Genomic DNA, 12677 nt, shown 5'->3' with positions numbered 1-12677 from the left:
GGGCCTCCGGCCCCCGAACCCCCGAAAAGGAAGAGGCCCTGGGCAATCCGCCCAGGGCCTCCTCCATGTCTTCGAATCGGCTAGATGCGATCCGCCGCGGCCAATTCCTCGGCCAGCAGTTCGGCGAATGTGTATGTGCCGGTGGGCTGATCGTCCTGGCCGAGCAGGTAGAGCCGCTTGACGGAGATGAGGATGGCCTCGGCGATCACGTCGCGCATGCGCGGGTTGGTGAGGACGCCGGAGTCGTAATCGTTTGTCAGGTAACCGATGTCGACCTGGACGGTGGGCATCTTGGTGAGGCGCAGCAGGTCCCAGGTGCGGGCGTGGGTGCGGCAGTCCTGCAGTGAGGTGCGGGCCACGATCTCGCGCTGGATGAACCCGGCCAGCACCTGCCCGATCATCGAGGTGGAGCCGTGTGAATTGCCGAAATGGAAGCTGGCCACGCCGCTGGCGGAGGTGCTGGGGTTGCCGGCGCAGCGCAGCGAGATCATCAGATCGGCGTCGAAAGTATTGGAGGTGTCGGCCCGTTCGGCATCGGAGGGGTTGGCGCCCCACGGCCGGGACAGGAAGGTCTCCATGCCGGTGGCGGCCATGCGGCCCTCGAGGCGGCTGGCCAGGTCCCAGAGGATCTCCGACTCGTACACGTCACCGAATTCGGTGGGTACGGCCGAGCCCTTGTACGGTCCGCCCAGGCCCGGGTCGATGACGATGCGCTTGCCGGTGAGCTGTGGTCCGGCCCGGTGCACCACTTCTTCCTCGGCGATGCGGTGCGGGTTGCCGCCGGTGACGCGGGCGCCGAGCAGTTCCAGCGAGCGCAGCGTGTCCGGACCGCAGATGCCGTCGGAGGACAGGCCGATCTCGCGCTGGAACGAGGTGAGCGCGTCGTGGGTGTGCGGCCCGAAGTAGCCGTCCACGCGGTGCACGTAGAACCCGAGGTCCTGCAGGCGGCGCTGCAGGGTGGCGACATCGTCGCCGTACAGGGGCGCGGAGAGCTGGTAGATGAGGGTGCGGGCGCCGAGCCGGTAGGAGGCTTCCTTCAGCGCGCGATAGGTGGCCGGGCCGACGACACCGTCGACGAGCAGGCCACGATGCTGCTGGAAGGCGCGCACCGCGGAGTCGAGGTCGTGACCGAAGGAGGCGTCTGCGTCCTTCCAGTACTCACCGTTCACCCCTTCGACGGGGTGGGTGTGCAGGAACCCGAGGCTTGCCAGGGTGCTCCGAACCTCTGCTACGGCTGGGCCGGTATCGCCGTGACGAAGTCGGTGCATGCGTGAGAGCCCTTTCCTTCCGCCAACCCGGGTACCCACTCATGCGTCGGTTCACACCTTCGCACGATCGGAGCGTCGGTCGATTCTCTCAGACCCGGACCGAATTTCGGCAACTGTCGAGTGCAGGAATACTAACTTGACGCCAGTGTGAGGGGCCGGAGGCGGGAGCTTTCGCTACCAACTCCGGCCCCTCCTGGCGCCGAAATCCTACACAGCGGTGTCAGAGAACGCTTTCGAGTTCGCGCAAGAGGGCGGCTTTGCCCTTCGCACCGACGATCCGCTTGGTTTCTTTGCCCCCCTGGAACAGGATCATGGTGGGCAATGCCATGACACCGTAGCTGGCGGCGGTCTCGGGATTGTTGTCGGCGTCGAGCTTGGCGATGGTGATCTTGTCGCTGTTGGCGGCGGCGATCTCGTCCAGGACCGGGGCGATCATCTTGCAGGGACCGCACCAGGCCGCCCAGAAGTCGACGAGCACCGGCTTCTCGCTGAGCAGCACGTCGTCCGCGAAGGTCTTGTCGGTGACGGTCTTGGTGGCGTCGGACATGTGGTGCTCCTTCAGTTGTTCACTTCGACCGGCGCGCCGGCGTGATCGAGGGTGTTGCTGGTGATGTCGCCCTGGTCGGCGAGCCACCGCTCGGCGTCGATGGCCGCGCGGCAGCCGGTGCCGGCGGCGGTGATGGCCTGGCGGTAGGTGTGGTCGACCAGGTCGCCGGCGGCGAAGACGCCGGGCAGCGAGGTGTAGGTGCTCTGGCCCTTGACCAGCACGTAGCCCTCGTCGTCCAGGTCGACCTGGCCGCGCACGAGCTCGCTGCGCGGGTCGTGGCCGATGGCGACGAACAGGCCGGTGGCCGCGTGCTCGCTGGTCTCGCCGGTGCGGGTGTCGCGCAGGGTCAGGCTGGTGACGCTCGAATCACCGTGCACACCAATGACTTCCGAGTTCAGGACGAACCGGATCTTGTCGTTGTTCTTGGCACGCTCCAGCATGATGCGGGAGGCGCGGAACTCCTCGCGGCGGTGGATGATGGTGACGCTGGAGGCGAACTTGGTGAGGAAGGTCGCTTCCTCCATGGCCGAGTCGCCGCCGCCGACCACCACGATGTCCTGGCCCTTGAAGAAGAAGCCGTCACAGGTGGCGCAGGCGCTGACGCCGCGGCCGAGCAGTTCCTGCTCGCCGTGCACGTTCAGGTAGCGGGCGGCCGAACCCATGGCGAGGATGACGGCGTACGCCTCATAGGTCTCGCCGCCGACCGTCACCTTCTTGATCGGGCCGGACAGGTCGAGGGCTTCGACGTCCTCGGTGCGGATGTCGGTACCGAAACGCTTGGCCTGCTCCCGCATTTCCTCCATGAGGTCGGGGCCCATGATGCCCTCGCGGAAGCCGGGGAAGTTCTCGACCTCGGTGGTGGTCATGAGCGCGCCGCCGAACTGGGTGCCCTCGAAGAGGAGCGGTTGCAGTTCCGCGCGCGCCGCGTAGACGGCTGCCGTGTAGCCGGCCGGCCCGGAACCGACAATGATCAGGTCGCGTACAGGCGTGCTCAAGGGGCCCTCCGAAGCAGATTTGTGGAACGAGCGTGTCGGTCAACAACAGCGTAAACGCTGTTGTTCCCTGCCCTTCGGCAACGGGCTCCGGAGGGCTCGGGTCTCAGCCGATGTCGGCGCGGCCGAGGACCTGCGGATTTCCTGCGCCGCAGCCGTTTCCGAGGACCACCGCGGTGATCTGCGGCGTCTTGGCTCCGGGTAGCAGTACGAGGACGGCCTGCTGGTTCGAATACGTCACATTCCGGGCGCCGAGTATCGGGCGATTCAATCCGGCCGCGGTGAGACATGCCGTGAGGTTGGTCCCGGCCGCCAGCGGGCCGGTGAAGGACTGGTTGCCCATGGCGCTCAGCACGACGGTGGGCGGCAGATCGGCGGCCAGCTGGGTATCGGCCGCCGGGGCGCTGCCAGGAGCCACGGTACGGCTGTTCAAGGCGTCCACGGCGACGACGCCACCCGCGGCCACCGCCGCGACCGCTGCCGCGGCGGTGAGCCAGCGCAGCCGCCGGGAGGGGCGCTCGGGCAGCCGGATCGGCGTGTCGTCGGTCTCCGTCTCGAAAGCCTCGTCGCTGTCCGGCGCGAAAATGCCGTCGGCGCCGGGCAGGCCGGCCTCGAGTTCGCGCGGGTCGAGCCGGCCGGTGTCGAAGATGGCGCCGCCGAGTGCGGGCATGGGCGCGGTGGCCGGTGGGAGCTGCACCGGCTGGGGTGCGGTGCCGGTCGGCCCGGCGTGCCGGGGCAGCGGGTGCACGGTGGCGGCCGCACGCGGGGCGGTCGTGGTCGCGGTCGGTGCGGTGGTGGCCGTGAGGGGGGTGGCGGCCAGTTCGTCGATCATCCGTTCCAGTCGTTCGGTGACGTCAGCGGGCATGGGGTGCAGGATGCGCGGGTCGCGGCCGAGGTCGCGGACGTGATCGCTCACCTGGTCCAGGGAGTGCAGGTAGCGCATGGCCGCGGGGTCCCGGCGGACCGCGGGCCAGAGTTGCTCGGACACCTTCGCCGGGATATTGCCGGCGTGCAGGTCGGCGAGCAGTTCGGCGGAGAAGGGCGGCATGGTTCCGGCCATGGCTCCTGCTCCGTTATCGGCCGGGTGGCGACGCGCGCCCGTTTCGGCCTTCTCGTCCATTGCCCCTCCAGGGCTTCGGGTAGGAAATTCGCAGACCTGACTTTATTTCTGACGCAGCGGAGATCGTTACGGTTCCGCCCGTTTTTCCGGTACCGGAATTTCGCGGCGCCGGAACGGAATTCAGTTGTTCATGGCCTGGAAGTGCGCGGCGAGCCGCTGACGGGCGCGGGCGCACCGGCTCTTGACGGTGCCTTCCGGAATCCCCAGCCGCTCAGCCGCTTCCGCGATGGTCAGGCCGTGTAGTTCGACGGCGACCAGTGCGGTGCGCTGTTCGTCGGGCAGGGTGAACAGGGCGGCGTCGACGAGCAGCGTGGCTTCCAGGGCCGCGTAATCGTCTCTGTCGTACCGGTGTTCGTCGGCCTTGTCCTCGGTGAGCGGGACGGTGGTGCGGAGTTTGTTGCGCCGGATGCGGTCCAGGCAGGCGTTGACGACGATCCGGTGCAGCCAGCTGCGGACCTCCGCGTCGCCGCGGAATCCGGCGGCATTGCGGTGGGCGGAGAGCATGGCCTCCTGGACCGAGTCCTCGGCGTCGACCTGGGTGGGGCAGGTGCGCCGGGCGACTTGGTAGAGGTGGTCGCGGTGGCGGCGGAAGAGTTCCGCGAAGGCGTCGCGTTCACCGGCGGCGTGTGCGGCGAGTAGCTCCCGGTCCGAGGAGGCTTCCAGGTTCGGCCGGACGGCCGTCGCCACCGCTCGAGCATTCCGCTCGACCGCTCGCCCGTATCCGTTCAAAGGCGACATGAATCCCCTCAGGCCGGTGAATTCGACCACAACGACGAGGCAAGATCATATCGAAGATAACGATTCGATAGCAATAGGGAATAAGAAAAAGTGCTGGTAGCGGCCGTTTGGTACGGAATGCGCGACGAATCCGTTATCCACCCTGGCTATGACTCAACGCTCATGGTTCGCGGCCGGCTCGGTTCTGGACTGAGTGGAGCGGGGGAGCGAAGCGGAGGAGCGGAGGGAGGGAAGAATCGAGACTTAGGGCCGCGAACCCCGCCGGAGCGCAGCGGAGGCCAAAGTTATTGCGAGGCCTCGAAGTGGATCTTGGCGATCGACGACTGGAACTGCCCCCCACTGTTGGCCAGCTGAGTGATCCACACGAGGACGTACCGGGCAGGCTGGTCGGCCTGCACCGGGATCTCCGTGGTGCCGTCGCCGAGCACCGCCGACCCGATCAGCTGTGTCTGATCGAGGGTCGGCGAGGCGGTCGGCGAGGTGCGGATCTCGACCTTCGTTCCGGGCGAGGGCGATTCGATGATGGCCTTGGTCAGCTTGCTGGGGCTGCCCAGGGTGGCCAGAATGCCCACGCCCTTCTTCAGGGCGGGGAACTGCTGGAAATAGGCGTCGGTGCGCCAGGATGAGCCCGGGTTGTTGTCCACCACCGACCCGACGCTGCCGACATTGTCCGGAGTGCCCTCCGGCGAGAACACCATGGCCCCGGTCACCGGCACCGGCACCCCACCCGTGGGGGTGGTGGCCGCGGGCGCCTGTGGCGTCCCCGGCGGTGGCGGTACCGGCTGTGAGGTGGTGAGCCCGATATTGCGCTGCTCGTTGAGCGGTGCGTTGGCGGAGCCGGGCGCGAAGACGCTCAGCAGCCACCAGATGATCACGCCGACCACCAGCGCGGCCAGTACGCCGAGCCCGACCAGGATCCACATCATGCGCTGCGACCGTTCCTTCTCGGCCGCAAGCAGTTCCGGATCCGCGAGGGTTTCGTCCGGCGCGCTCGGCGGGCGCTGGCCCAGCCGCAGCACGGGGATGAAATCGGTCTTCTGGTCGACCACGGACGCCTGTTCCAGCACGTGCTGGACCGTGGCCGCGGTGCGCACGCCCTTGTTGGATTCCAGCGACCGGACCGCGACCGCCGAGATCTCGAACGGCACCTCGGGCCGAATCGTCCTGGGCTCCACCGGAGTTCCGTCCGGCCCGAAATCGGCCAGTGGCAGTCCGCCGACGGTGGCGGCGCTGCCGCTGATGCCGCCGACCCGGATGGGCCAGTGCGCGGTGATGAGCGCGTAGAGCATGGCGCCCAGGCCGCGGACATCGGATTGCGCGTCGGAGTCGGACAGGGTGCCCGGGAAGGCCAGCACCGCATCGCCGGTGGCGCTGATGCGCACCCGGTCCGGGTGATCGATGGAGAGTGATCCGCCGCCGCGGTGCGCCATTTCGGCCGCCGCGGCGAGGGCCCGTACGGCGCGGGCCGCGCCGATGGGTGAGGGCACCGTGTCGGCCATCTCCTTGAGGGAGCGGCCGGGTGTCCATTCCGCCACCACGATGCCGCCGGAGGAGCCGCGGACCACGTCGAGCACGCGGGCCAGGCCCGGTGAGTTGATGCGGCCCAGGCGCAGGGTGCGGGACAGGATGGCCTGCGGCCCATCGTGTCCGGAGTTGTCGGCGGACTTCTGGTCCGCGTCGACGAAGGTGAGCGCGACCTCGCGGTCGAGTTTCACGTCCAGCGCCTGCCAGAACCGTAGTCCGCGCGCCCCGCCGTGCCCGGCCAGCAGGCGGTATCTGCCGCCCGCCACCGAGGCGCCGGGGATCAGCTTGGGTCCGCGTTGCATTTTCTTGCTCGGCGATTCCACCCGCATGGGTGGCATCTGTGGCGAGACCGCTTCGTAGACACCGGTTTCGGGACCGGCATGGTCCTCTTCCGGTAGGTTCTCCGGCGCGTCGTCGCCGGACTCGCTGGTCCGGGCCGTGGATTCGGGGTTGCCGCCAGGCTTTCCGCTCTGCCCACCGGGCGGAGGGGTATCCGTGGAAAGGGCGCCACCCGCGGTTGTTGCAGCCTCTGCGGCCGGCACACCGCCTGCCGCGTCGTCGCTCACCCTCATGCCTCCTTCGCCCTGGTATCTCGAAGACCGATGTGTCGGGGCCGGAACCGAGCCACCGGCATCCGATGTCGTGCGGACTCCGGTGTCCGATGCGCGGGCGCTGTCCGACGGCCCGCGATTGTCCGTGGGCGCGCCTGATCCGGCGGTTGCGCTTCTCTGCGGAACAGGGTACGGGAACTCATCCGAGCGGGTGATGTCAACCGCATCGGGTCGGATGACGGGCAGCACCATGGTCTGCGCGTCGAGGTACGGGTCGAACCGGTAGTAGTACGGTGCGGCGCGCAGATCGGGCCGGGGCAGCACGGTGGTTTCGTGGATGTCGTCGATCGGCGTGCCGTCCAGCCCGAGGTCGGGTGCGGGCGGGGTGATGCCGAGTCGCCGGGAGATGGCGACGGTGATGGCGACGATCTCCGGAATCCCCGCGAGCCGCATCAGTCCGAAGGCCACGCCGAACATGATGACGGCGGTGAGGCCGACCCGGAGCAGCGAGCCGAACCCGCCGAACGAGTCCGAAAGCCGGTGCAGCCCCAGCACTTTGTCGACGATCAGCATGACGGCGCCGCCGGCCAGCGAGGCCAGGACGACGCGGCTGATGGTGCGGCCGACATTGGTCATGCGCAGGTCGCCGAGGCTGCGGTGCAGCAGCCAGCCGCCGATGATGGCGCCGCACAGGAACCCGAGCCCGCGGGCCACGCCGAGCGCGATGACCACATGGTCGGCGGACACGAACGACGGCGCCAGCGCGGACAGCGTGATCTGGACGCTGGTGATGCCGAGGATGATCCAGGTCGGCGTCCACGCCTTCTCGCGGGCGTAGAAGACGCGGAGGTGGATCAGCACCAGCGAGTACGGGATCAGCGTGAACGCGGACCAGGACACGGCCTCGCCGAGGCGTTCGGCGTGGTGGTGGAAGCGGCCGTAGCCGTAGATGGCCTGGCCGATCTGGGGTCCGGCGAAGGTCAGGAAGGTGACGATCGGGACCAGCGCGATCATGGTGAGCCGGGTGGCCGCGCCGAGATCGTCCACCACGGCGGGCGTGTCGTCGGCGGCGGCATTGCGGCTGAGCCGCGGCATGATCGCGGTCAGCAGGGTCACGCCGAGCACGCCGTACGGCAATTGCAGCAGTAGCCAGGCGTTCTGGTAGATGGTCGGGCCGGCCACGTCGGTGTGCGAGGAGACGCGCAGCGTGAAGCTGAAGCCGGCCTGGCTGATCAGGACGTAGAGGATGATGGCCGCGGCCATGCCGCCGAACTGCTTGAGCCGCGCGTCGACGCCCCACAGCGGCCGCAGGTTGATGCCCTCGCGCCGGATGGCCGGCAGCAGCGTCGCCACCTGGACGGCGACGCCGAGGGTGACGCCGATGCCGAGCAGCAGCAGTTTGGGTTCGCCCATCCGGACCGGGTCGAGGCTGATCTCGCCGGGCAGGATCAGGTAGAGCGCGAGCACCACCAGCACGACCACGTTGTTGAGGACGGGCGCCCAGGCGCCGGGTTTGAACACCTGATGGGTGTTCAGAATCGCCATCAACAGCGCCGACATGCCGTACAGCACGACGGCGGGCAGCAGCAGGTAGGTGAGCGCGGTGGTGAGTCCCGTGCTGACCTGACCGTCCTTGGTCAGGAAGATGTGCTCGGTCAGCACCGGCGCCAGCACCATGGCGAGGACCGTGCCGGTGACGAGCACGGTGAGCGCCGCGGTGAAGAGCCGGCGCACGAAAGCCGCTCCCCCGTCGTCGTCTTCGCGTTCGGCGCGTACCAGGGTGGGCACCACGATGGCGGTGAGCACCGCGCCGAGCAGCAGCTCCGAGATCATGTTCGGGATCGAGCTGGCGACGGTGAAGGCGCTGGCGATGGCCGGGCCGAGCACGGTGAGCAGCAGCGCCTGTTTCGCGAACCCGGTGATGCGGCTGATCAGTGTGGCGATGGCGATGGAGCCGGTGTCGCGGACCAGTTTGGCGTTCGCGCTCTCCGGCTTCTCCTCGCGCTGCACGGTCGCGGTGGCGCCGGGCAGCTTCCGCGGAAGTGATTGCTGCGGCCGCGGATTGGACATCGGGGGCGTGGGGTACCGCTGGGGGGCTTGTCCCGGTGGACGATTGGCGTCCCCGCCGGAGTGTCCCCAGTGGTAGCGCTCTTCGCTCGGGACGCGGCCTGCCGCACCGCGATCCGGCCCGCCGGGATTCCGGTTGGGCTGTGGCGGTCGCTGGGCGCCGGGCGGTGCGGGCCGGGGCTGCCGGTGCATGACGGGCCCGGATTCGGGGGCCCAGGGTTCACCGGTCCGCGGACCGGACGGTTGTCCTTGCGGTCGTGGCGGAATCCGCTGCGGCCCCGGCGGCACGCTCACGCCGGGCACGGCCCGTTGCTGTCCCGAGCCGGGTCCCTGCGGGGGCACACCCCGCTGCTGCCCGGACGGAGGCCCGGGCGGTACCGAACGTTGTTGCCCCGAGGCAGGTCCCGGCGGTACCGATCGCTGCTGTCCCGACGCTGGTCCCGGTGGCACCGAACGTTGTTGTCCGGAGCCGGGTCCCGGTGGGACGGATCGCTGTTGCCCCGACGCGGGCCCCTGTGGGGGCACCCCGCGCTGTTGGCCCGACGCCGATCCTTGTGGCCGGCGTGGCGCTCCGCGTTCCCAGGGTGCCGAGGGCGCGCGGCGCGGCGACGGCCCGTCATTCCCTTCCGGTCGTTCGGTCACCGCGCCTCCTTGCGTCGCAACTCCTGCTTTCGCGCGCGCCGGTACCGGTTGACTCGACGTCGTGTCCCCGGATCGAACCCCTCGTCAGCCGGGTCGGACTGTCCGCGGAAGCGGTGCCACAGTCGGCGAGCGACCAGCAGAAGCAGGAGTGCACAAGCGCACGCGGTAATTATTGCCAACACTCGACCGTAGGCGTTGGACCGCACCGATACCGAGACGGCCTTGCCCAGCGACACGCCGTCGGGTGTGGTAAGAGCGATGGGAATGACCAGGTTCCGGCGGTCGGAGACCTCGGTCGGGATCTGGAACGAGCGATTGCCCTTGGCGGGAAGTTGCTGTTCACCGATATCGGTGATGTTCGTCTCGGCGGGCGCGTCGATGTGGAAGCGGACGCGGATGGCGACCGGCAGATCGTTGCGCGCGACCAGCAGCAATGGGCTCTGTTCCGAGGCCAGCGTGTAGACGCCGCCGGGTGGGAGCACGGTCACCGAGTTGTAGAGGCCGTCCATGGTCGAGGTGGTGAGGTCGAGGCGGCGTTGCGCCGAGGTGTCGGCGAGCGAGCCGCCGGCCCACCGGTCGGAGAGCGAGAGCACCCGGACCAGGTCGTCGCGCAGCGGGGTGAGGAAGTCGTGCGGGCTGAGTTCCTGCTGCGGCACGTCGACGAGGGCGCCCATCAGCTGGGTGATGCGCTGCGCCTGCTGCCGGACGGGTTCGGCGAAGTGCGCGGGCACGGCGTCGTCAGCGGCGGTGCTGAGGTAGTCGAGTTCGTAGGGCTGCGGGTCGGCCGGCTGGGCGAGCAGATCGGTGAGGGGCCGCGCGGTCGCCAGGTTGTTGCGCAACAACAGATCGAGCTGGGTGAGCAGGGCGTTGGCCTCGTCGCGATTGGCGCCCCACTGTTGCGGCGGCATGAGCAGCTGGGAGCGGGGGTGGCCGGGCATCGGGTTCAGGGACGTCCAGGAGACCGCGCCGAGCGCGTCCTGCAGCCGGGCGGCGCGGGAGTCGTTGGTGACGTCGTAGCGCACCCGGTCGGGGGTGAACGGCGGGGTCGGCGGATGCGACCCGATGGCGGCGAGGGCGGTGGCCGACCAGATGTCGAAGGTGGCGGCCCGCAATTCGGTTGGCGGCGGCTTGTTCTCGCCGCCGGCGGGTGCGGGCAGGGGGATGCCGTCGAGTTGCACGATGTCCGGATTCACCGAATCGTTCGCGGGCGTGGCCGATTTCAGGGCGGTGAGATTATTGTGCCCGTCGGGCGCGGTGACGGCATTGTCGGCGAGCAGGGTGGTGGTGAAGCCGTGCCGCGCGAGCAGATTGGCGCCGTCCGCGTCGATGGTGCCCGCGTCCGGCAGTGCCACGCCGCGTACGGATTTCACCGACAGCCGCGAATCGATGATGTCGGCGGGCGCGGTGAGCGCGCGATCGGTGAGGGTGGCGTCGTCGGTGGCGGCGAGGGCGCTGGGGTCGGCCTGCGCGAAGGGCAGGGCCACCACGCAGAGCCGGGGTGCGATGGCGCGCAGCCGGTCCAGCCAGGCCTTGGCGGCCTTGTCGCCGGTGCCGGCGCGGGTGGGCCCGTCCGGGTCGGAGGGGCTGGCGAGGACCTGGTAGCCGTTGGTCATATCGGACACGGTGATGAGCAGGTCCGGGTCGACGGCCAGGCAGAGCGCGCCGGTGAGGTTCTTGTCGTGCCCGCTGTCGGGTTTGAGCGCGCCTTCCAGCGCGGACAGCAGCTGGTCCAGCCGTCCGCCGGTGGCCAGGGAAGAGGCCAGGTCGTCGTCGGTGAGCAGGGCGTGGTTGTCGGGTGCGCCGGGGCGTCCGGCGACCAGGCGGGGCCGATCGGCCAGCGGCCAGATCAGGGTGGTGGCGACGGGCGGCGCGGCGGGCGCGGCCGGGGGCGCCGGGTTGTCGGTCTTGTTCGCGTTCGGGTCGGCGGGGATGCCGAGGACCGGCAGCAGGAAACGCGCGTCGTCGAGCCGGGCCTGGCCGCCGTAGGCCGGTTGCCCGTTCACATTGAGCAGTAACGGGTAGACGCCGGGGCTGGTGATGTCGAGTGCGGAAACCCCGTCGGGCAGATCGGTTCCCGAGCGCACGGCGACGGTGAGGCTGAACTGTTTGCGCTGCCCGGGCGTCAATCGGTCTGCGACATCCTGGAATTCGCCGGTGATGTCGTAATTGGATTGTTCGAGCCGCAGGCTGGAGCGCAGTCCGCTGGGATTGGTGACGGCGGCGGTGCGCTGGACGCGGATGGCGATGTCGTCGACATTGCGGTCGCCGATATTGGTGACGGTGCCGGACACCACGAAGTAGGGGTCGCTGGTGGCGGTGATGGCGGTGGGCGTGACCGAATCGAGCGACAGTTTCAGGAATTTGGGTCCGCTGGTGTCACCGGTGCCGCTGCCGGCGCCGGTGGTGGGTTCGCCGAGGGCGGCGGCCGGTCCGATACCGGCGACCGTGAGCACGGCCAGCAGTACCGCGACGAACGACAGCAGCCGCTGAGGCAGCGTCCTGTTCGTAGCTGTCGGATGTGCCGCCGCGGTGTCGTGTTCAGGACGCCCAGACCCCGCACGCGTCATTGTCTGCCGTTCTCCATCCGGTCGATCAGCCGGTTCGCGACCTCGGCGAGCCTGCGTTCGTCGGCGTAGGCGAGGCGGGAATCGAGTTCGCTCAAGGGAACCCAGGCCACCTTGGTGACCTCCACATCGGCGTCCGAGAGTTCGCCGCCGAGGGATCGCATGAGGTAATGGTGCACGGTTTTGTGTACCCGCCGGCCTTCGGTGACGAACCAGTAGTCGATGCTGCCGAGTTCGGCGACCACGGTGCCGTGAATTCCGGTCTCCTCCTGGACTTCACGGATGGCGGTCTGCTCGGCCGTCTCGCCCTCTTCTATGTGTCCCTTGGGTAGCGACCAGAGCAGCCGGCCGCGCCGGTCGGTGCGGCCGATGAGGGCGGCGGCGCGTTTCTCGCTGGGCCCGTCGAGCCCGTCGACCACCAGTCCGCCGGCGGAGGTTTCCCGCACGGTACGCATGCGTGGTTTGCGTTCCGCCTCCCCGCGCTGGGCACCACCGGCTTTCGCCGCAGTACCGGCCGAACCACGGCGCCGGGGCTGGCGGCGTCGACTGTTCGCGCGATCGGCCGGGGACACTGCGTCAGTCTAGCGGGGATCGTTCGCTTGCCTGACCGTCGTGGCCCGGCGGTTTGCGCCCCTCCACTAAGCTGCATTTTCGTGGTATCGCC

General features: G+C 69.1%; 8 protein-coding genes. All 8 read right to left on the bottom strand.

What is annotated here, in order from left to right:
* Positions 1-80: 80 nt before the first annotated feature.
* The 8 genes from ACH438_RS21860 to ACH438_RS21825 all read right to left on the bottom strand — a co-directional run bounded on the left by ACH438_RS21860 (position 81) and on the right by ACH438_RS21825 (position 12585).
* On the bottom strand, positions 81-1268 hold the full coding sequence (locus ACH438_RS21860) for an N-acetylmuramoyl-L-alanine amidase (RefSeq protein WP_397007925.1): 1188 nt from the start codon (positions 1266-1268) through the stop codon (positions 81-83).
* Positions 1269-1488: 220 nt separating this feature from the next.
* On the bottom strand, positions 1489-1815 hold the full coding sequence (trxA, locus tag ACH438_RS21855) for a thioredoxin (protein WP_397007923.1): 327 nt from the start codon (positions 1813-1815) through the stop codon (positions 1489-1491).
* Positions 1816-1826: 11 nt separating this feature from the next.
* Positions 1827-2810 carry a thioredoxin-disulfide reductase gene (gene trxB, locus ACH438_RS21850; RefSeq protein WP_397007921.1) on the bottom strand — a complete coding sequence of 328 codons (984 nt, stop codon included), beginning with the start codon at positions 2808-2810 and terminating at the stop codon, positions 1827-1829.
* A 103-nt stretch (positions 2811-2913) separates the two neighbouring features.
* The gene (locus tag ACH438_RS21845) at positions 2914-3927 is read right to left on the bottom strand and encodes a hypothetical protein (RefSeq protein WP_397007919.1); all 1014 of its coding nucleotides are present in this window, start codon (positions 3925-3927) and stop codon (positions 2914-2916) included.
* A 120-nt stretch (positions 3928-4047) separates the two neighbouring features.
* The gene (gene sigM / locus ACH438_RS21840; protein ID WP_397007917.1) at positions 4048-4614 is read right to left on the bottom strand and encodes an RNA polymerase sigma factor SigM; all 567 of its coding nucleotides are present in this window, start codon (positions 4612-4614) and stop codon (positions 4048-4050) included.
* Between the two features lie 335 nt (positions 4615-4949).
* Complete coding sequence (murJ, locus tag ACH438_RS21835; RefSeq protein WP_397008242.1) at positions 4950-8810, bottom strand: murein biosynthesis integral membrane protein MurJ; 3861 nt, start codon at positions 8808-8810, stop codon at positions 4950-4952.
* A 635-nt stretch (positions 8811-9445) separates the two neighbouring features.
* A complete protein-coding gene (locus ACH438_RS21830; RefSeq protein WP_397007915.1) occupies positions 9446-12016 on the bottom strand; it encodes a DUF6049 family protein in 2571 nt (856 codons plus the stop codon).
* Positions 12013-12585, bottom strand: coding sequence for an NUDIX hydrolase (locus ACH438_RS21825; RefSeq protein ID WP_397007913.1), 573 nt, complete (start codon positions 12583-12585; stop codon positions 12013-12015). Before ACH438_RS21825 ends, ACH438_RS21830 begins: the two co-directional genes overlap by 4 nt.
* Positions 12586-12677 lie beyond the last annotated feature (92 nt).

This window comes from Nocardia sp. NPDC020380 (assembly GCF_044386975.1).
Taxonomy (GTDB): Bacteria; Actinomycetota; Actinomycetes; order Mycobacteriales; family Mycobacteriaceae; genus Nocardia.
The sequence above is the reverse complement of the archived record's forward strand: the minus strand, read 5'-3'. Positions and strand labels throughout refer to the sequence as shown.

Bases quoted from the DNA above. Each gene is read 5' to 3' on its own strand.
- ACH438_RS21860 (WP_397007925.1), bottom strand. From the start codon at position 1,268: ATGCACCGACTTCGTCACGGCGATACCGGCCCAGCCGTAGCAGAGGTT.
- trxA (WP_397007923.1), bottom strand. From the start codon at position 1,815: ATGTCCGACGCCACCAAGACCGTCACCGACAAGACCTTCGCGGACGAC.
- ACH438_RS21845 (WP_397007919.1), bottom strand. From the start codon at position 3,927: ATGGACGAGAAGGCCGAAACGGGCGCGCGTCGCCACCCGGCCGATAAC.
- murJ (WP_397008242.1), bottom strand. From the start codon at position 8,810: ATGTCCAATCCGCGGCCGCAGCAATCACTTCCGCGGAAGCTGCCCGGC.
- ACH438_RS21830 (WP_397007915.1), bottom strand. From the start codon at position 12,016: ATGACGCGTGCGGGGTCTGGGCGTCCTGAACACGACACCGCGGCGGCA.